The sequence below is a fragment of the Bacteroides mediterraneensis genome (assembly GCF_900128455.1).
GTDB classification, from domain to species: domain Bacteria; phylum Bacteroidota; class Bacteroidia; order Bacteroidales; family Bacteroidaceae; genus Phocaeicola; species Phocaeicola mediterraneensis.
Map to the genome: position 1 here is coordinate 3070905 of NZ_LT635783.1, position 19592 is coordinate 3090496.

The following is a 19592-nucleotide window of genomic DNA, read 5'->3' on the forward strand; positions in this document are numbered from 1 at the left end:
AATCAGTATGCTCAAATCTTTTTATTCTGCCATTTTGCTTTTTTCAGATAAATGAGGCTGAAAGCCAGCATCAATATATAATAAATGACCTCGGTAGTAAAGCAAATATCCACCGGTGCCTGGAGAATCATGCCTACTCCTACCACATAGAGGGCATAGAACACTTGCACGCATACTTCAAGCACCAAGGCAGCCTGCGTGTTTCCCGTACCGGATATGCCATTGAAATACACATTGGCCAGTGAGGAAATCAACATGGCCCCACACACCACATACAAGGCCGATACGGACTCGCGCAACAAGGCTTCTTCATTGGTATAAACCGACAAGATACTTTCAGGAAAAGCGACACAAAGTGCCACACAGACGACCATAATCAAAAAAGACATGCGGGCAATCTTATGCAGCAACGTCAATACGCCCGAAACTCCTCCTGCCCCAATCAGGTTGCTGACCAACGTGTTGGCCGAGGTGGACAGTGCCTGTACGGGTATCAGCAACACCACATACACGCTGCGCACAATATTGGCAATGGCCAGCTGCCGCTGTCCCAAACGTTCCAGTGCCATGAAAAAGACAAACCAGATGGCCATGGCCAGAAAATACTGCACCATCGTAAAGCAGGAGATACGCAAGATACGCATCACCATCGCCATGTCGAATTGTCCGAAACGGTTCAACCCGTATTTCTTCAAATCTACCTTATAACAGGTATATAGCAGGAAAAACACCAGTGAAGAAGCTTCCGCAATGACAGAGGCCAATGCAGCTCCCCGTACCCCCATCTCCGGCAAGCCCAATTCTCCAAAAACCAACCCATAGTCTAACACCACATTCACCAGTGCCATGACTACTGCGTTCAAAGTCAGTACCTTCGTACGGGTAATCCCGATATACAACCCCCGGAACATGACATTCACAAAAGCGAAAAGGAAGCCCCAAATGCGCCAGACAAAGAATTCATACGTGGCTTCATAAATGGAATCGGAAGTAATCAGCAGGCGAATCAACGGTCCGGCAGAAAAATACATCAATGCCAACAGGCAGACGGCCATTCCGAAACTGAAAGCCGTGCCTTGCCACATGACCGGTCCCACGGCTCGATAATTGCCTTCACCGTTGCGTCGGGCTATCAGTATCTGTGAACCGACACTGAATCCAAAAGCAATGGTGTACACACAGATATACAACAATCCTCCCATGGCCGATGCCCCCAATGCGACCTCGCCCACACGCCCTAAAAAGGCCGTATCGGTCACGTTAATCACATTCTGAGCCAGCAAGCCCAGAAAAATCGGATAGGTCACATGCCAGATTTCTTTATTGGTGTACATACGTCAGGAATAAATTGAGTAAAAACCGCATACTTTTGCAAAGATACACATTTCGCACAAGATGTAAAGGAAAAGGTCTGAAATCACCTTCCCTCTTCATTCGTTTCAAGTAAAACAATTTCATTTAAAATAAATTTTGCACATTTTGTTGGTTCCTGCGCAATTTTAGATTACTTTTGCGACCTATTTCTAACAAACAACCTATTAAAACGAATGAAAAAAATTCTTTTCCTCAGTGCAGCGACACTGTGTCTTTCTTTCCCTGCTTTTGCGGGAGATTATCTTACGAATACCAACCAGCATGCCGCTTTCCTCCGTATGGTCGCACGAGGGGCTTCCATCGATGTAGATGGTGTGTATAGTAACCCTGCCGGACTTTCCTTCCTGCCCCACGAAGGATTCTATCTGTCACTGACCGGACAAAGTGCTTATCAGACACGCGAAATAAATGCTACGTTCCCACTCTTCCAACAAGCGGACGGCGTCGGAACCAACCGTCAGTATAAAGGAACAGCTTCTGCTCCTCTCATCCCCAGCTTCCAAGGACTCTATAAAAAAGACAAATGGGTGATTTCTGCCAGCTTCGCCATTACGGGAGGTGGAGGAAAGGCCTCGTTCAGCAACGGTCTTCCCATGTTTGATGCCCTGGCCATGGGAATGATCAGCCAGCAGACGGGCGGGAAAGTCACTCCGCAAATGTACGACATCAACACCGCCATGGACGGCAAGCAGTATATTTACGGACTGCAACTGGGATTAAGCTATAAAATCAATGACTGGCTGAGCGTTTTTGCAGGTGGACGAATGAATTACGTAAGCAGTGGATACGAGGGATACCTGAAAGCGCACCTGAAAGAAAATCTGGGTGGTACCCAACTGGCTAACCTGGAACTGAACTGTGACCAAAGCGGATGGGGACTGACTCCTATCCTCGGGATAGATGCCAAACTGGGACGCTGGAACCTGGCAGCCAAATATGAATTCAAGACAAACCTGAACATCGAAAACAAAACCAATGTACTGGAAGTGCCTGCAGGTACTCCGGAAGCTATCATGAAACCTTACGCCGACGGTGAGCAGACACCAAGCGACATTCCTGCCTTCCTGAGTGTAGCCGCCGGATACGAAATTCTGCCCAACCTGCGTACTTCGGTGGAATATCATTTCTTCGATGACAAGCATGCAGGCATGCTGAACGACCGCCAAAAGACCCTGAAACACGGTACACATGAATACCTGGCAGGCCTGGAATGGGACATCACCAAACGGCTGACCGTCAGCGGGGGCTACCAACGGACAAATTATGGTCTCAGTGATGAATTCCAGACCGACACCAGCTTCTATTGTGATTCCTATTCCTTGGGCTTTGGGGCCAGAATCAACTTCACGCAAGCCTGGAGCATCGATGTGGCTTACTTTTGGACACACTATGACAAATACACCAAAGAAGTGGCCAGCTACAACGGTACCGGACTCAGTGGAACAGACGTCTACCATCGTACCAACAAAGTCTTCGGCCTGAGCTTGAATTATAAATTTTAAACTTTTTCCGCTTCGTATCACAGATGTCCAATCATTTTTGATATGAAGCGGAAATTTTATATCCGGTTCTTTCATCTAGACAAATTGTTACACTCTTGCTTGTTATAAGAAAAAAAATATCACTCATTGTCTTTTTTCTTCACTTTTTATATATTTGTGACCGAATATCCTTACAAACCCTTCAAAAATTAAACTATGAGCAAGAAACTATCGTGGGTATTATTAACCCTATTAGGAAGTGTTGCCTTTACTGGATGTACGGATGAAGATCCACAAGACAATGACTCTTCCCTCAACCACTCCGACAATGAAGAGAATACAAATAGCGATTCATCGCAAAGTATATCCACCGAAACGTATTATGCCAACATGTTTGGGAAGGAAATCTTGGAAACTTACTATCTGTGGAACGAAGAAATCCGTGACGACCTGAACCAATGGAACATTGAAACCAACAATGATCCTATCGGCACATTCAGCCGGATAAGATACCACGAAGGGGAAAAATACATAGACAAATGGTCCATGCTTACCAACGATATGACTTCCCTTACAAATAATATGAACGGCACAACCACTTCATTTGGATGGAACTTGACCATTTACAATATGTCAAGTACAGTAAACAGAGAGCAATACATAGGGGTAGTCAATTTCGTATACAAAGATTCTCCCGCCGCTAAAGCAGGTCTTAAACGAGGAGACATCTTGCTCACTTTGGATGGTAAAATCATCAATTCCGAGAATTACATGAATCTGTATTCTAACAGTACATTGACTGTCACGCTCGGACTGCTGGATCCGGAAAGTTATACTATTCAAGACCAAAACAAGGAAGTATCACTTACCGCCGTTTCCATGTATGAAAACCCGGTCATTTGCGATTCCATCTATGAATTCAACGGTAAAAAGGTAGGATATCTGGCCTACACCAGTTTTGATTTTGCTTCCATTCCTCAGGTTATCGAAATCAGCCGCAAATTCAAGGCAGAACAAGTCAAAGAACTTATCCTCGACCTACGCTATAATACCGGAGGATATGTGACCACAGAACAGGTGCTGGCCTCTCTGTTTGCCCCCCAAGCCGCAGTAACCAACAAAGAAGTTTTTGAGAAAGAAGTTTATAACAAAGCCTTGACTCAATATTACCAAGAAAAAGGCATAAACCTGGAATCTCATTTTGAGACTGATTTTGAGTATCAGGACCAGGGCCAAACCGTAAAAGTGAATACCAAAGATGCCAATATCGACTTGGAAAAGATTTATGGTCTGATAGGTTCCAGATCAGCATCAGCTTCAGAAGCTCTTTTGGGAGGACTGATGCCTTACACTCAGATAGAACTTATCGGAAGCCAGACGCAAGGGAAATACTGTACCGGGTCCCTCATTTCAGCCAAAGATTTCTATATAAATACACCAGCCGAACTTAACAATTGGGGAACCTACGTCATGATAAATATTTATCAGAACGCTCGAGGCGAAACACCCTGCATGCCCGATGGACTGATTCCCGACATTGCCGTGGACGATACTCCATTGCTTCCCTATGCAATAGGGGATGTGAACGAACCTTTATTGAAGCAAGCACTCATAGAAGCCGGACGTACATACGATGAGAGCTCGACATCTAGAACTCTCAGCCGTAGCATGGTTCCCAAATTCCGCAAACTTCCTCAAGCAGAAAACAGGACTTTTGGAAAACGTATCCTGACGTTACCTTCGACAGTCATCCGCGATATGCTAATCAAAGCGGAAGCTCAATAACATCGTCACACTCAAAAAAATCAGCCGGCCAACCTCATAGAGAGAGTTAGCCGGCCAATTTTTTCCATAAAACATACAGATATTTTTAAAAAGATTATTCTTCCCACACCAGATATGCAGAAATCAGCCAGTGATTCAATTCATTGCCGCTTGCAGGCTGTGCCTCAGGAATACTGACCGTAAAGGTATGCTTGCCGGCCTTTAAGTCCTTCAAGCTTATTTCCTCCGGCACCACATCCGAACCCGGGCACCAATTAGAACGAGACAAGTCGGAAGAGGCCAAAGGTTCTTCCACTTCTTTGGTCTTATAGCCTTCCTCACTGATGTAAGCGGCCAAACGTTTGATCAACCATACTCCTGTAGCGGGATTAAAACGACGGAAAGAAGCACAATCATCCCGCCAAGGAATGAAATTATAGACCTCTTTCCCATCTACAGAGAGAATATTTCGCTTCTGTACAAATTCATCCCCACCTTCATGACCTCCATGGCCGGTAACAATGTATTTCAGACGTACATTCTTTGCATTCTCCGGTAATACGAAATCAGTGGAAACTGATTTGCGCGCAAAAATATCCGGATAAGTCTGCCCGATATAATACACCGTATTCATCAAGGGCTCTACATGACGGCGTACCAGTTTTTCGCAAGTCACCGGAGTTTCCTTTATCTTCAGCTCCATACTGGCCACATAACCTTCTTTTGTCCAGGTATCAATAAAAATGCCGACATAGGCTTCTCCCTTCAAAGCCGGATATAAATCGGTGATATCTTGCTCCCACTGCACACAGTTCTCCCATTTGGGAATATAGACCGGACGACGCTTACTGGACAACGAATCATCATTCTCACTGTAATATCCCACCCCAAATGGCGTCATGAAACGCATCAGTTCAATCGTAGGCAAGTAGTCCTTTCCAGGTACGATTCCCACCATCTTCTCCAATTTCAAGCTGTCGATTTCCGGAAACTTCTTTTTTCCCTGTGCAATACTCAACAGATTGATGGCCGAATGTTTGGGAATCACAAAGCAAGAACCCGACTTATCCCATCGGTCGCCATTTGAAGCCAACGTCACTTTCACACTCACCGTTACATCCCGTTGATAATCGGGTATCTGAATCTTCTTCAAAATGATACGTCCGTTCACCAAATGAATGACGCCATTGGCATCAGCCTCAGCGTAATTAGGATATGTATCCGGTGCAAAACGAATATTTTCCTTATTAAACACCGCCAAGTTTAAATCTCCCTTGGCCGGGAGTTCCTTATGTCCAGCCGCATAGATATTCATGGCCACGAACAAGGAAACAAACATACTAACTATCTTCATATACTTATAAATGATTATTTTACAACTTCAAAACCTCTCTTGTCCAAGTAGGCCTTAAATTTACGAAGGTATTCTTCGTCCGGACCGTCAAAGAAAGAAACGCCAGAAGCACCGTTGTTAAAAGCTTCATCTAATGCCTGTTCGAATGTATTTTTAATATCCGGGAACATCAGTCCCGCATAAATCTTTGCTTTTCCATGAACAGTCTGGACACTTTCCTTGACCGAACGTCCAATCCATTCCGGCCCTTCATAATAAAAGCCATTATAAATCATCGGGAAATATGCATCGAGAGACCATTCTCCCCAATCCTGACGCACCATCTTACGAGCCATCGACGGACCGGGGAATACAGCTGCAGAAATTTGTTTCCCTTCTGCCTTGAGAGTCCGCGTAATCTTATCCACCACACGCGTAATGGCATCCAAGCGGAAGTTTATCCAAGACTGGTCTTCCATCGGATATTTCAATTCCAACGGATCCTTCCCGGACTGTTCCTTAAACATTCTCCGACACACCTCACAATAACAATAATCGTATTCCGGCAATTCGGCTGTCTGTTCAATACCATAATTCTTCCATAAACTAACCGGCAGCACCACATCCGGGAAACGAACGTAATCCAAATGTACTCCATCCACATAGGGCAAATTCGCTTCTTTCAGATAATCGGCAGCCAGATATTCAGCCACACCTTTATGATTCGGGCATAAAAAACGATAATAATCCACATAAGCCGGTTTATCATAACAAGACTCTCCCTTACGGTTTACGGCAAACCAGTCAGGATGTGTTTCAAGGACCTCCTTACGGTTCATCGTCCACTTCCAATAATGAGCCTCCAGCCCCGCATCTTTACACATCCGATATGTATTCTCGTCATATCCTTCAAACATGACTCCACTAATACCGCATTCTTTCATCAAGGCAAAATGTTTTTTATAAAACTCATCCCCTTTTTCTTTATTGATACGCATCCAGACCCAGTTTTTCACCTGCCGGGGAGTTATCGCCTCACAAGTAAACCGTCCATTCTGGTCCACCACATAACGTACTTTTTCTTCCGGTACGGTTACTGACATGCAAAATGTACGACTGGTAGCTTCTACGGATATTTCCGAACCCACAGGTAAATCCTGCAGTTCCGCATCGGTCAAAAAGAAATTCTCTTTGGCACGCAGATAATTCTTCTCTTTAGCATAATAATCCAGCTGCGCATAAAACATAGCCCACAGCAATTTATAAGCAGCTAAGTTATAGGGATACTTAAATGCATCTGTACCTTTTCCTACCACCTTATCCGAAAGATACAAGAATCCCCATCGGTCGGGCATGTGCATATCAATCCGTCCCGTAGGCATCCATACCCAGTTTTCCTCCCGCTGTCCGGGCTTCAACCACTGCACCCGTGAGAAATTAATACGCCAGTAATTCCCTGCCTTAGCCGGGTTGGAGAAATTTACCGTCAACGCCTTATGAGGTATAGCCATTTCTACCGTCCATTGTTTGTCTTTATCGTCCGACCTGTTCAAAGTTCCTTCACGATGTACAGCCAGTTGCAATCCCGGACAATCCCATTGCACCAGGAAATTACCCCCTGAACGGTAAGGCTTATCCAACATCAAATCGAATATCACTCCCTTTGCATTAGTTTCTATTTCAAAGTAATTCTGCCCATCGCCATCCGGGTCTAAAAATACCTCAAAATCATTATCATAATAAATAATCGTATCCCGCAGACTCAGCTTTGCCTTAATATCTTCTTCCTGCAAAGTGGCAGCCACATAAAGATAGCAATCATCCCACAACATTTTAGCCGATGTATCATAACAAGGCTTGGCAAATCCCTTTCCACTAATATCTACAAAAGAAGAAGTAGGCTGAGCCTTCTGCCAGTCTGCCTCATCCAGCTTCCCATCAATTTTTATTTTTCCATTTGTACGATAGCAGACATAACCTTCGGGCAACGTAAGCATACGCTCGTATCTTGTATATAAATTTTGCGCCCAAAGCTGTCCCACTACTAACAATGCAAACAAACTACATATTACTTGTTTCCTCATGTTCCTGTTTTTATTAATTACTTTCAATTACCTGCCCTGCTCCCCAATACAATTTAACCGGTCCATCCAACAGTACGGCCACAACGGTTATCTGCGGATCCAGCACACGATCAGGCACATCAATATAAAGATTACCAGGAACCTCACTCCAATAGTTTTTGTTGTAAACCTTATAAGATAACATGGCTCCGTTGCCTACTACCCACACCCGGTTCACCTTATTCATCAACCCCTTCACTTCAATCGGTCCGTTAGGCTTGTAAGGCAAATACAGATACAGAATATCCCCCCCCTTATTCAAAGTAGTATATCCTTGAAAATGTTCCGTCGGGATACCCGCACGAGTGTCATAAATAGCTTCTTTGTGTTTCTTGGTCCAACGCCCAAATTCCTTCAAGATAGCCACTTGCTCTTCAGGAATGGTTCCATCTTCCTTCGGGCCGATGTCCAGCAACAGATTTCCTCCCATACTCAGGCAGTCGACAAACGTACGCAACAAAATAAAAGGAGATTTATAATTGGTATCCGTATGCTGATATCCCCACGAGTCATTCATCGTCATACACAACTCCCAGTATTTATCCTGAGGACGCACAATAGGAACCCCCTGTTCAGGAGTCGCATAATCTCCATAACCCTGGATACGGGAATTGATAATCACATTTTTATTGTCCGAACGCAACAAATCTACAATCCCCTTTGAATTCCAAGCCTCAGCCGTTTGCTCCCAGTCACCATCAAACCAATACAAATCCGGTTTCCACGTTTTGTTCAATTCCGACAGCTGTGCCATATTAAATTCTACAAAACGCTTCCAACGTACAGAATCATTAGTATAACGCACATCAGTACGTGTCATATTCGGATAATCCGGATGTGACCAATCCAACAGCGAATAATAAAATCCCAGTTTCAACCCTTGCTTACGGACTTCTTTGACAAAAGGACTGATTAAATCCCGTTTTGCCGGTGTACATTTCACCGTGCTCAACTCTCCCACTTTTGTATCCCACAAAGCCATACCATCATGATGCTTGGTTGTAATGACAGTATAACGTGCCCCACTTTCTTTTATCAGATCCACCCAAGCTTTCGGATCATATTTTGAGGCGGTAAAACCATCCTTCTGACTCATATATTCTTCATAAGGCAGATATTTATTGAAAAAAGACCAGCTTTCGGATACTCCTTTCACCGAATAAATTCCCCAATGAATAAATATGCCCAATTTGGCATCTGCAAACCACTCCATTCTTTTTTCCTTCTGCTCATCCACTTGTCTCTTCTCCGGTGTCTGTCCACAAACAGGAGTCCCCAAAATTCCAAACAAAAGCAGTGCTGCAAAAAAACGATTTTTCATGATAATAAAAGATTTAATTTAACAACAAATTCCTACTTAAGCTCCATAATAGAAACACAAACCAAACTTATTTCCTATTATAAAGAGCAGCCTGAGTATAAAAGCAATAAAGTAACCTGACAATATTCAAATATACGGATTTATTATTTGTAAATAGACTGTTCCATTTTATTTTTACTTATTTTCCTTACATTATACCAATAATATGTATATTATTCAAATTCAACCTGACTTTTCTAGTTCTTAGTATTCCATTGGAGATGCCCAATCCCTTGTCATATATCTAAGCCCAAATATCCAACGCCATATAGGGCATTAAAAAAAATGCTCAATCACTTGTTGAATCAACTATTAAAAAGACAAAAAAGGCCGTCTCTACTGAGACGGCCTTACTCCTTTGCGGAAGCTGGGGGATTCGAACCCCCGGTACGGTTACCCGTACGGCAGTTTAGCAAACTGCTGGTTTCAGCCACTCACCCAAACTTCCAGTAGCTGACTGTAGCGCATACGGGAATCGAACCCGTGTTTCAGCCGTGAGAGGGCCGCGTCCTAGGCCACTAGACGAAAGCGCCATTTCCTTATCCCGAACAAAGCGGAAGCTGGGGGATTCGAACCCCCGGTACGGTTACCCGTACGGCAGTTTAGCAAACTGCTGGTTTCAGCCACTCACCCAAACTTCCAAACCTTTTGGGATAACGCATCTTCTTTCAAATGCGGTGCAAAGATAGAGTGACTTTTTGAGTTGTGCAAACTTTTATAGACTTTTTTTCATAAGGCAGCCCCATCCATCCCACAAAATCTAAACCACATACGTTTTTGTAATTAATACAAATTAATACTATACCATAAAATAGGTATTGTACAACACAAGCTTTTTCGCTAACTTTGCACTCGGTTTAAAGAAACCCAATTCACATAACTTTTAATATTTCAATTTATGGCAATGAATTTTAAAGAAGGTCGTTGGAACCATGAAATCAACGTCACCGATTTCGTAAAGACAAACATTACGCCTTACGAAGGCGACGCTTCATTTCTGATGGGCCCGACCGAACGTACAAAAGCTGTTTGGAACAAATGTCTGGAGGCATTGGCTGAAGAACGTGCAAACAACGGAATACGCTCCCTTGACCCATCTACTGTTTCTACTATCACTTCTTTTGCACCTGGCTATATTGATAAAGAAAACGAAGTCATTGTCGGCTTGCAGACGGACGAAGTATTGCGCCGTGCTATCAAACCTTTCGGAGGTATAAAGGTAGTAGAAAAAGCTTGTCGCGAGAATGGAGTGGAAGTGGATCCAAGAGTAAAAGACATCTTCACTCACTACCGCAAAACCCACAATGATGGAGTCTTCGATGCCTATACAGAAGAAATCCGTTCGTTCCGTTCATTGGGATTCCTGACAGGACTTCCCGACAATTATGCACGTGGACGTATCATCGGTGATTATCGCCGTCTGGCGCTTTATGGACTAGACCGCCTGATTGAAGCCAAGCAAAACGACTTACATCACCTTACGGGTCCGATGACAGATGCCCGTATCCGCCTTCGTGAAGAAGTGGCAGAACAAATCAAAGCCCTGAAAGAAATCAAGATAATGGGCGAACAGTACGGGCTTGAATTAGGACGTCCGGCACTGAATGCACAGGAAGCTGTACAATGGGTATATATGGCTTATCTGGCAGCTGTCAAAGAACAAGATGGTGCAGCCATGTCACTGGGTAACGTTTCTTCCTTCCTGGATATCTATATTGAATACGATATGGCGCATGGTCTTTTGGATGAAGCCCATGCACAGGAGTTGATTGACCAGTTCGTCATCAAATTGCGAATGGTACGCCATCTGCGCATGCAAGCTTATAATGATATCTTTGCTGGCGACCCGACTTGGGTAACGGAATCTATTGGTGGACGTTTCAATGACGGTCGCACTAAAGTGACCAAGACTTCTTTCCGCTTCCTGCAGACACTGTACAACCTTGGTCCCTCACCAGAGCCGAACCTGACTGTACTGTGGAGCCCGGAATTGCCGGAAGGATTCAAGAAATTCTGTGCACAGGTATCTATTGACACCTCTTCCATCCAATATGAAAATGATGACCTGATGCGCGAAGTCCGCAACTCAGACGACTATGGTATCGCTTGTTGTGTATCTTATCAGGATATCGGCCGACACATCCAATTCTTCGGTGCACGTTGCAACCTCGCCAAAGCTTTGCTGCTGGCCATCAACGGTGGACGTTGCGAAAACACAGGAACCCTAATGGTCAAAGACATTCCGGCATTGACCAGCGACGTGCTGAATTTTGAAGAAGTATTGGCCAACTACAAGAAAGTATTGAAAGAAATGGCCCGTGTATATAATGAAGCCATGAACATCATTCACTACATGCACGACAAGTACTACTACGAAAAGGCACAAATGGCATTTGTAGACACTGATCCGGCCATCAATTTGGCCTACGGAGTAGCAGGTATGTCTATCGCAGTGGATTCACTTTCTGCCATCAAATATGCCAAAGTAACTGCCCGCCGCAACGACATCGGCCTGACAGAAGGCTTCGATATCGAAGGAGAATTCCCCTGCTTCGGTAACGACGATGACCGCGTAGACCATTTGGCAGTCGACTTGATTTACTATTTCGATGAGGAACTGAAAAAATTGCCGGTCTACAAGAATGCCAAACCGACCCTGTCTATTCTGACCATTACTTCCAACGTGATGTACGGAAAGAAAACAGGTGCTACTCCTGACGGACGTGCCAAAGGCGTGGCATTTGCACCGGGAGCCAATCCGATGCATGGACGTGACAAGAACGGTGCCATTGCTTCTTTGAGCTCTGTAGCCAAATTGCGCTATCGTGATTCACAGGACGGCATCAGTAACACATTCTCTATTGTTCCGAAGTCATTGGGAGTAGATATGGAAAACCGTATCGAAAACCTCGTCACAATGATGGACGGTTACTTTGTGAAAGGTGCGCACCACCTGAACGTGAACGTTTTGAACCGGGAAATGCTGGAAGACGCAATGGAACATCCGGAAAAATATCCGCAGTTGACCATCCGCGTATCGGGTTATGCCGTGAACTTCATCAAACTGAGCCGTGAACATCAGTTGGAAGTAATTTCACGCAGCTTCCACGAACGCATGTAATTGAAACTAAAAAGTATATTCACTTTAGACACAGGTTACCCCGGCATAATCAAGGGGTAGCTTGTGTCTATTATTTTTTATTTACCTCATGATTAGAGTACATTCATACGAATCACTAGGCACATACGACGGACCAGGGATACGCCTGGTCGTATTCCTCCAAGGCTGTAACTTCCGGTGCCTGTATTGTGCCAATCCGGACACCATTGACGCCAAAGGAGAAAGTAAGGAAACAGCTCCAGAAGAAATTCTCAAAATGGCCGTAAGCCAGAAACCTTTCTTCGGAAAAAAAGGAGGTATCACTTTCAGCGGCGGAGAACCCACTTTCCAAGCTAAAGCCCTGATACCTTTGCTCCGCATACTGAAAGAAGCGGGCATACATATCTGCATAGACACCAACGGAGGAATCTGGAATGAAGATGTAAAAGAGCTTCTTTCACTGGCCGACCTTGTGCTGCTGGATGTCAAAGAATTCAATGACGCACGTCACAAGGTCCTCACCTCCAGAAGTAATGCACAGACCTTGAAAACAGCCGCCTGGCTCGAAGAAAACCAGAAACCTTTCTGGCTACGCTATGTACTGGTACAAAATTACAGTTATTTTAAAGAGGACATAGAAGCCTTGGGTGAACATTTCAAAAACTACCACATGATTGAACGGGTAGAGATACTTCCCTACCACACCTTGGGGGTACACAAGTACGAAGCCATGAAAATGGAGTATAAGCTGAAAGACGTCAAGCTGAATACCCAGGCACAGCTGGACGAAGCCAAACAACTGTTTGACAAGTATTTCAAGACCGTGTATGTGAACTAGTTTCTTTTTTTAAAAAATATTTTGTCTTTTCGTGCAGTATTCCTTTCTATATTCCATTTATTAGTCAGAAAAAAGAAATTTAGACGCTAATATGAAAAGAATACGGTTAGTGAATAGCATCGAGATGGAAAAAGAGAAGGCAAAAAGAATCTCCAGCAAGCAATTGGAAGCCAAGATTACAGCTTTTACCATCTTATTGGCGGTGATCGTCATGAATATATTGTGGTGGACAGGTACACAATTCTTGGAATGGAGTCACAACCACAATATGACCAAAGCTGCAAAACCCTTCATCCAAACTATGCAGCAAAAGTAACCCTTCTTTGAATCGAGGGTAAAAAAAAGTTCCAGCGTCTTTGTGAAGACATTGGAACTTTTTCTTTTATCAGCTTAACCTCCTTATACCAGCAACACAGTCAGTTCACGGGCTCCATGGGCCCCTAAAACCAACGCCTGCTCAATATCGGCTGTTTTGGAAGGACCTGAAATAAATACGCCGTAACCAAATTCACCTGTATCTGTCTTCTGATAGGCCTCATGCATGTTATTGACCAGGTTCTTCCGGTCGAGCAAAAGAATCAACGCCTCAGAAATGAAATACACCGCACGCTGTTCTACATCCTGCTCCACCCAGACGGCTCCATTTTCACAAACGCCGATGCGGCCACGTACCACGGCCAGGTCGGTTCCATCCAAGTCTGCCGATGCAGCCACCTCGTCCGGATGGAAAGTGGCACACGTAATCTCTTTCAAATTGGAGGCAATGCGTTTGGCGTCCGGATACAATTTGCGAATCAAATCATTTATATCTTCACCGTCCTTTACCTCCACGACACGCCCACCGACTTCCGCAACCACTTTAGTGAACTGTGCCACCGGATTGGCATACGTTATCGCTTCCTGTTCCAAGGCCGACAAGTCGGGCTTCTCATAACGCACCCGCGTATTCCGACGGATGTTCTGCAATATATCTTCTCTACTACTCATGACTCCTTATTTTACTTTACCCTTTTTCCACATCTCATTAAAGCTTTCTTTGGCAAACTGAGGCATATCATGTTCTTTACCCCAATCATTCAAACCGTTATATATCAGTGCATGCGGGAATGAGTTCACCCACGACGCCCGTGCCAATGCAAAATTGAACAAGGCCGGATGTTCCATCAATACTTTCATACCTCCCGACATGGTCCGTTTGGACGAACTGGCTACTCCCAAATCGTCCAACTTCTGCCGCCAACGGTAAATCTGGTCGGCCAAGTCCACTTTTGCCGGACACACGTTCTGACAAGAATAGCACAAAGAACACGCCGATACGTTGTCGTAGTAATGCAAAGGAGCTTTCAGCATACCCAGATTGATACCGATAGGACCGGGAATAAAATACGTATACGAATATCCTCCCGAACGGCGATACACCGGACACGTGTTCATGCAGGCCCCACAGCGCAGGCAGTTCAAGGTCTTCACATGCTCCTGATCGGCCAGAATATTACTGCGTCCGTTGTCCACAATAATGATATGCAATTCTCCCCCCTTACGAGGCTTACGGTAATGAGAAGTATAAGTAGTAATCGGCTGTCCCGTACCGGAACGAGCCAGCAGTCGGGTAAATACCCCCAATGCTTCCCGGTCGGGTACAATTTTCTCCAGTCCGAAAGCGGCAATCTGCAGTTTGGGCTGCGAAGTTCCCATGTCGGCATTTCCTTCATTGGTACATACCACAAACTCACCCGTAGAAGCCACGGCAAAGTTGGCTCCTGTCATGGCTGCTTCTGCCTCCAGAAACTTATGACGCAAATTCTTACGGGCTGCATGTGTCAGATAAGTCTGGTCGTTGTTACCCGGCTCCGTACCCATCTCCTTTACAAACAGTTCGCCGATTTCTTCCTTCTTGATGTGGATGGCCGGCACCACAATGTGACTCGGCTTCTTGTGCATGAGCTGGAGAATCCGTTCACCCAAGTCACTTTCCACCACGTCAATCCCTTTCTGAATCAAGAATTCATTCAATCCACACTCCTCAGCCAGCATGGATTTGCTCTTGATGAAACGATGCACATTATGCCCGTGCAAGATATTATAGATAATGGCACAATACTCATCCGCATCCTTTGCCCAATACACATGTGCTCCATTTGCCTGGGCATTCTTCTCGAACTCCTGCAAAAGCAAGTCAAGATGACTGTTGCTATACATTTTAATGGCAGAAGCCATATCACGCAAATGCTCCCATTCCGGTACTTCCCGGCTGATTTTATCACGTTTGGCACGCATCATCCATAATGTCTGGTCGTGCCAGGCCGCCAGTTTCTTGTTTTCCTGAAACTTCTCGGCAGCTTTTGAATGTTTCGTACTCATAATCCTGCTGCTAAAACTTCTACAATATGAATGGTCTTGATGGGCAATTTCTCCCGGGAAATAATCCCGTTCTGATGCATCAGACAAGAACTGTCTGCCCCTACGATGTATTCGGCTCCCGTATCAATGTGACGCTGCACCTTGTCACGCCCCATCTGACCGGATACAGCATGTTCCTCCACAGCAAACATACCGCCAAAACCGCAACATTCATCCGGACGTTCCGGTTCCACGACCTCGATACCTTTCACCAACGACAACAAATCGCGAAGCTTGTTATAATAAGGTATATTCAACTCGCTGGGAGAAGAAAGATGCATCAGGCGAACCCCATGACAACTGTTCTGAATACTTACCTTGTGAGGAAAAGAAGCCTGCAAGGAGGTAGGCTTCACCACATCATGGATGAACTCACAAATATCATAAATTTTTTCTTCACTGGCACAACGGTGCGACTCTTTCGCCAACAGGTTACCATAATGGTCGCGCACAAACACCACGCAACTGGCCGAAGGGCCTACAATGTAATCATATTGTTCAAAAAGACGGTCAAAACGACGGGCCAACTCCACAGACTCTTCCTCAAACCCCGCATTCGCCATCGGTTGTCCGCAGCAAGTCTGATCCAACGGATAATCGACATCTACCCCCAGACTTTTCAGTAACTTAAAAGAAGCTACTCCCACCTGTGGGTAAACGGCATTGATATAACAGGGAATAAATAATCCTACTTTCATATATCTAAATCAGTTATTAGTCTTCTTCCGAGCAAAAGTAAAAGCTTTTCTTCGGATATGAAAATTTTCCTTTGCATTTTGAACAGGTTTTAAAAACGAACAACAAACTGTTACAAATGCGTGCGCCCCGCGAATCACTTCGCAGGGCGCACCCAACTAATAACTAACTTCTTTTACTTTTGTGGTTTACGTAATTTCTATATGACTAACACTGCAAAGATACGGGAATCCGCTTTCCCGGGCAATACCTAAAAATGGGTATTTTAGAATCGGTCCAAATAGCAAGATTCACTTATAAGTTCATTTTCACTTCACTCAGTTCTACCAGTTTGTTTACAATGGCATAAATGGTCAATCCGGCCGCCGAATGGATTTGCAGCTTCCTCGTGATATTTCTCCGGTGCGTAATGACCGTATGCACAGAAATATACAGTTTCTCAGCAATCTCTTTATTGGTCATTCCACGGACCACACAGCCCACAATTTCCTTTTCCCGCTGACTCAACGAATCTTGGTCGCTGTCCTCTTCTTCCGCCATGTTCATCAGCTGAGAAATCTTGTGTGACAACGATTCGACATCGTCAAACAGCCCTACGGAATCATCATAACCTTTCAACTGACTGGCATCCACCATCGTATAAATCAATGACACAAACTTCATTGACTGGTCGGCATATTCCTGCTTGAAGGCCGCCACATCAAACCATCCTCCAAACTGAGGATTTATCACCAATATCTGAGGCCTGTGTGCCTCCATACAATGCCGCAAACCCTCTTCCGAAGAAATTTCAATTACCTGCACCGACAAATCAGGCAGACGCCTCAACACAGACACCAGCCCGCTACGGACAATCATCGACTTTTCAGCCACAGCAATGTATATTGTTTCTTGCGGTTTCATTTTATCTCCTTTTCAAGCTCCATAATGGCGGGTACAAAAACATAATCTTCCACCCGGTTGTGTGAAGCCAAATCTTCTTCACAACTAAAAATATCGAACAGCGTGGCATTCAACAGCTGATTGTCACCGCCCGACGGATAATATTTGATAATGATATTTTTCAATTCGGTCAGTTTGGCATTTACCTGGTCATGACGACGGGCAAACGCCCCGATACTATAGTCCGGCAAACGCTCTCCCTTCAACAAATGCTCCACATACGTAAACACTTTTTCATTTTCATATTCCATGTGCTTCCGTACTTCATGCACATACGCATCAAAAAACTTGACAATGAGAAAAGCCACTTCATTTTCCGAAGAACAATCGATGGCTTCAATCAGTTTCCGACGGATGGTAGGCAGCTGAAAATCCAGAAAATAAGAATGTGCCCGCTTCAGATAATCCATCAAGGCTGGAATGGAAAGCCCGCTCAAATGGTCATGAATATGATTGCTCTCCTCACCGAGAAAGTTCACTACAATTAAAAACGTGTTGCAGTCCACATTGTTCATCGCGCAGACTTCCTGCACCGACTTGTCACCAAAGCCCAGCGAAACGCCAAAGCGGCTCAACACTTGCAAGAGCGCATAGTTCTCGCATATCAGGTCACTCATTTTGTCCGTGGGTTTATACATCCGGGTCGTATTGTTACACATAAATATCGTATTCATCATTTTACGTGGCAAAATAAAGAAATCCAGTCAAAAACCACAATCACTATTTTTAGGTATATTCCTGCACTTTTTGACCTTTCAGACAAAGATACACCGCAGTCCTCCATTTTCCGATGGGAAAATACACAAAAATCTCTAAATAAAAGCCGAAAAAACCGCCGCCGATACGTAGAAAAAAATTACCTTTGTTACATAAACTTTAAAATTATCGCATTATGTATACCATACAGGCCAACGCTTCCGGCACACGAAGCATCGACGTTTCTGAAAAACATCTGGAAACCATTGAAAAATATTCACTTTTCCAACAACTCATTGACAGCAACGGCATCGTAGACGAAACCGTGCTCGACAAGCTGAAACTGAACATCCGTTCACTGATTGCTTCCATGGAAGAAAACAGCAAGGATTTGCTCGACTTGTGCATCGACGTCATTTACCACAACAACATGAAAGCCTTCGGACTGCACCAGCTCATTCTGCTCTATATCAAATGGGAAAGAGAAAAAGAAGAGAAAGAAGACAACGAAGACGAATCTACAGAAGAAACCCACAATTCATAAACTGCCTTGAAAGAATACAAGCTGACCGACTGGCTGCCCACAACCAAAAAAGAAGCCGAACTGAGGGGATGGAATGAACTGGATGTCATTATTTTCAGCGGGGATGCCTACGTGGACCATCCTTCTTTCGGAGCTGCCGTCATCGGACGAATGCTCGAAGCCAAAGGCCTGAAAGTGGCCATCATTCCCCAACCCAACTGGCGCGATGACTTGCGCGACTTCAAGAAACTGGGAAGACCCCGCCTGTTCTTCGGCGTTTCTGCCGGATGCATGGACAGCATGGTCAACAAATACACGGCCAATAAACGACTGAGAAGTGAAGATGCGTATACTCCGGACGGACGCCACGACATGCGTCCGGAGTATCCCAGCATTGTCTATACACAAATTCTGAAAAAGCTGTATCCCGATGTACCGGTGGTTTTGGGAGGTATTGAAGCTTCCCTCCGACGACTGACACATTACGACTACTGGGAAGAAAAGCTACGTCCTTCCATCCTGGTGGAATCGGGAGCGGACTTGCTGATTTACGGCATGGGCGAGAAGCCTATTACGGAGCTAAGTGAACGACTGCTGAAAGTGGAAGGAGAAACGCATGCCGGCGACCTGCCACACGACATTCCGCAAACGGCTTACCTGATTTCGCAGAAAGAAGCTGCCCATCTGCCGGAGAATCCCAACGGACAGGGTGACCTTACCCTGTATTCCCATGAGGAATGTCTGAAAGACAAGAAAAAACAGGCACAGAATTTCCGCCACATCGAGGAAGAATCCAACCGTTATGCCGCAGCCCGCATACTGCAACAGGTAGGCAAACAGGCGGTGGTCACCAACCCTCCCTATCCTCCGATGACACAAGGAGAGCTGGACATGTCGTTCGACCTGCCTTATACCCGTCTGCCGCATCCCAAATACAAGAACAAACGGATTCCGGCATACGA

At 44.9% G+C, this 19592-nt stretch carries 15 protein-coding genes, 3 tRNA genes and 1 pseudogene; 7 read left to right on the forward strand and 12 right to left on the reverse strand.

The features are described 5' to 3' along the window. Positions 1-11 precede the first annotated feature (11 nt). Complete coding sequence (locus tag BQ7480_RS13120) at positions 12-1334, reverse strand: MATE family efflux transporter (protein ID WP_072543222.1); 1323 nt, start codon at positions 1332-1334, stop codon at positions 12-14. 213 nt (positions 1335-1547) lie between these two features. Here BQ7480_RS13120 and BQ7480_RS13125 point away from each other — a divergent pair, with 213 nt between their 5' ends. Beyond that, complete coding sequence (locus BQ7480_RS13125) at positions 1548-2876, forward strand: OmpP1/FadL family transporter (protein WP_072543223.1); 1329 nt, start codon at positions 1548-1550, stop codon at positions 2874-2876. 195 nt (positions 2877-3071) lie between these two features. Further along, positions 3072-4640 (forward strand): S41 family peptidase, encoded by a 1569-nt coding sequence (locus BQ7480_RS13130; RefSeq protein WP_072543224.1) that lies wholly within the window; start codon positions 3072-3074, stop codon positions 4638-4640. Positions 4641-4734: 94 nt separating this feature from the next. Here BQ7480_RS13130 and BQ7480_RS13135 read toward each other — a convergent pair whose 3' ends face one another. The 6 genes from BQ7480_RS13135 to BQ7480_RS13160 form a co-directional block, all read right to left on the reverse strand. Further along, on the reverse strand, positions 4735-5973 hold the full coding sequence (locus BQ7480_RS13135; RefSeq protein WP_072543225.1) for a PNGase F N-terminal domain-containing protein: 1239 nt from the start codon (positions 5971-5973) through the stop codon (positions 4735-4737). Positions 5974-5987: 14 nt separating this feature from the next. Then, positions 5988-8036 (reverse strand): sugar-binding protein, encoded by a 2049-nt coding sequence (locus BQ7480_RS13140; RefSeq protein ID WP_072544034.1) that lies wholly within the window; start codon positions 8034-8036, stop codon positions 5988-5990. Positions 8037-8049: 13 nt separating this feature from the next. Then, positions 8050-9396 carry an alpha-L-fucosidase gene (locus BQ7480_RS13145; RefSeq protein WP_139255779.1) on the reverse strand — a complete coding sequence of 449 codons (1347 nt, stop codon included), beginning with the start codon at positions 9394-9396 and terminating at the stop codon, positions 8050-8052. Between the two features lie 400 nt (positions 9397-9796). Further along, positions 9797-9883: transfer RNA gene (locus BQ7480_RS13150), tRNA-Ser, on the reverse strand. A 12-nt stretch (positions 9884-9895) separates the two neighbouring features. Then, positions 9896-9968 (reverse strand) — tRNA-Glu (locus BQ7480_RS13155). Between the two features lie 21 nt (positions 9969-9989). Continuing rightward, positions 9990-10076 (reverse strand) — tRNA-Ser (locus BQ7480_RS13160). A gap of 257 nt (positions 10077-10333) precedes the next feature. On the opposite strand from BQ7480_RS13160, the gene pflB reads away from it, so the two are divergent. The 3 genes from pflB (at position 10334) to BQ7480_RS13175 (ending at position 13689) form a co-directional block, all read left to right on the forward strand. After that, positions 10334-12556 (forward strand): formate C-acetyltransferase, encoded by a 2223-nt coding sequence (pflB, locus tag BQ7480_RS13165; RefSeq protein ID WP_072543227.1) that lies wholly within the window; start codon positions 10334-10336, stop codon positions 12554-12556. Positions 12557-12644: 88 nt separating this feature from the next. Beyond that, positions 12645-13373 carry a pyruvate formate-lyase-activating protein gene (gene pflA / locus BQ7480_RS13170; RefSeq protein ID WP_072543228.1) on the forward strand — a complete coding sequence of 243 codons (729 nt, stop codon included), beginning with the start codon at positions 12645-12647 and terminating at the stop codon, positions 13371-13373. Positions 13374-13497: 124 nt separating this feature from the next. Continuing rightward, on the forward strand, positions 13498-13689 hold the full coding sequence (locus tag BQ7480_RS13175; RefSeq protein WP_139255780.1) for a hypothetical protein: 192 nt from the start codon (positions 13498-13500) through the stop codon (positions 13687-13689). A gap of 83 nt (positions 13690-13772) precedes the next feature. Here the strand turns inward: BQ7480_RS13175 and BQ7480_RS13180 are convergent, their stop codons facing one another. From BQ7480_RS13180 to BQ7480_RS13200, 5 genes are all read right to left on the reverse strand, one after another. Next, complete coding sequence (locus BQ7480_RS13180; RefSeq protein WP_072543230.1) at positions 13773-14360, reverse strand: LutC/YkgG family protein; 588 nt, start codon at positions 14358-14360, stop codon at positions 13773-13775. Between the two features lie 6 nt (positions 14361-14366). After that, positions 14367-15734, reverse strand: coding sequence for a lactate utilization protein B (locus BQ7480_RS13185; RefSeq protein WP_072543231.1), 1368 nt, complete (start codon positions 15732-15734; stop codon positions 14367-14369). Further along, positions 15731-16471, reverse strand: coding sequence for a (Fe-S)-binding protein (locus BQ7480_RS13190; RefSeq protein ID WP_022353620.1), 741 nt, complete (start codon positions 16469-16471; stop codon positions 15731-15733). Before BQ7480_RS13190 ends, BQ7480_RS13185 begins: the two co-directional genes overlap by 4 nt. 292 nt (positions 16472-16763) lie before the next feature. Beyond that, positions 16764-17372 (reverse strand): response regulator transcription factor, encoded by a 609-nt coding sequence (locus BQ7480_RS13195; protein WP_072543232.1) that lies wholly within the window; start codon positions 17370-17372, stop codon positions 16764-16766. Beyond that, positions 17369-18085, reverse strand: a complete 717-nt coding sequence (locus BQ7480_RS13200) for a hemerythrin domain-containing protein (protein ID WP_394332656.1) — start codon at positions 18083-18085, stop codon at positions 17369-17371. The genes BQ7480_RS13195 and BQ7480_RS13200 overlap by 4 nt, the downstream gene beginning before the upstream one ends. Positions 18086-18303: 218 nt before the next feature. On the opposite strand from BQ7480_RS13200, the gene BQ7480_RS13205 reads away from it, so the two are divergent. Continuing rightward, positions 18304-18651 (forward strand): hypothetical protein, encoded by a 348-nt coding sequence (locus BQ7480_RS13205; RefSeq protein ID WP_022353617.1) that lies wholly within the window; start codon positions 18304-18306, stop codon positions 18649-18651. 6 nt (positions 18652-18657) lie between these two features. Then, positions 18658-19592 (forward strand): annotated as a pseudogene (locus tag BQ7480_RS18250) (YgiQ family radical SAM protein); the annotation flags it as partial.

Excerpts from the sequence above, each read along its gene's own strand:
- BQ7480_RS13120 (WP_072543222.1), bottom strand. The coding sequence starts at position 1,334 with ATGTACACCAATAAAGAAATCTGGCATGTGACCTATCCGATTTTTCTG.
- BQ7480_RS13125 (WP_072543223.1), top strand. The coding sequence starts at position 1,548 with ATGAAAAAAATTCTTTTCCTCAGTGCAGCGACACTGTGTCTTTCTTTC.
- BQ7480_RS13130 (WP_072543224.1), top strand. The coding sequence starts at position 3,072 with ATGAGCAAGAAACTATCGTGGGTATTATTAACCCTATTAGGAAGTGTT.
- BQ7480_RS13135 (WP_072543225.1), bottom strand. The coding sequence starts at position 5,973 with ATGAAGATAGTTAGTATGTTTGTTTCCTTGTTCGTGGCCATGAATATC.
- BQ7480_RS13140 (WP_072544034.1), bottom strand. The coding sequence starts at position 8,036 with ATGAGGAAACAAGTAATATGTAGTTTGTTTGCATTGTTAGTAGTGGGA.
- BQ7480_RS13145 (WP_139255779.1), bottom strand. The coding sequence starts at position 9,396 with ATGAAAAATCGTTTTTTTGCAGCACTGCTTTTGTTTGGAATTTTGGGG.
- pflB (WP_072543227.1), top strand. The coding sequence starts at position 10,334 with ATGGCAATGAATTTTAAAGAAGGTCGTTGGAACCATGAAATCAACGTC.
- pflA (WP_072543228.1), top strand. The coding sequence starts at position 12,645 with ATGATTAGAGTACATTCATACGAATCACTAGGCACATACGACGGACCA.
- BQ7480_RS13175 (WP_139255780.1), top strand. The coding sequence starts at position 13,498 with ATGGAAAAAGAGAAGGCAAAAAGAATCTCCAGCAAGCAATTGGAAGCC.
- BQ7480_RS13180 (WP_072543230.1), bottom strand. The coding sequence starts at position 14,360 with ATGAGTAGTAGAGAAGATATATTGCAGAACATCCGTCGGAATACGCGG.
- BQ7480_RS13185 (WP_072543231.1), bottom strand. The coding sequence starts at position 15,734 with ATGAGTACGAAACATTCAAAAGCTGCCGAGAAGTTTCAGGAAAACAAG.
- BQ7480_RS13190 (WP_022353620.1), bottom strand. The coding sequence starts at position 16,471 with ATGAAAGTAGGATTATTTATTCCCTGTTATATCAATGCCGTTTACCCA.
- BQ7480_RS13195 (WP_072543232.1), bottom strand. The coding sequence starts at position 17,372 with ATGAAACCGCAAGAAACAATATACATTGCTGTGGCTGAAAAGTCGATG.
- BQ7480_RS13200 (WP_394332656.1), bottom strand. The coding sequence starts at position 18,085 with ATGAATACGATATTTATGTGTAACAATACGACCCGGATGTATAAACCC.
- BQ7480_RS13205 (WP_022353617.1), top strand. The coding sequence starts at position 18,304 with ATGTATACCATACAGGCCAACGCTTCCGGCACACGAAGCATCGACGTT.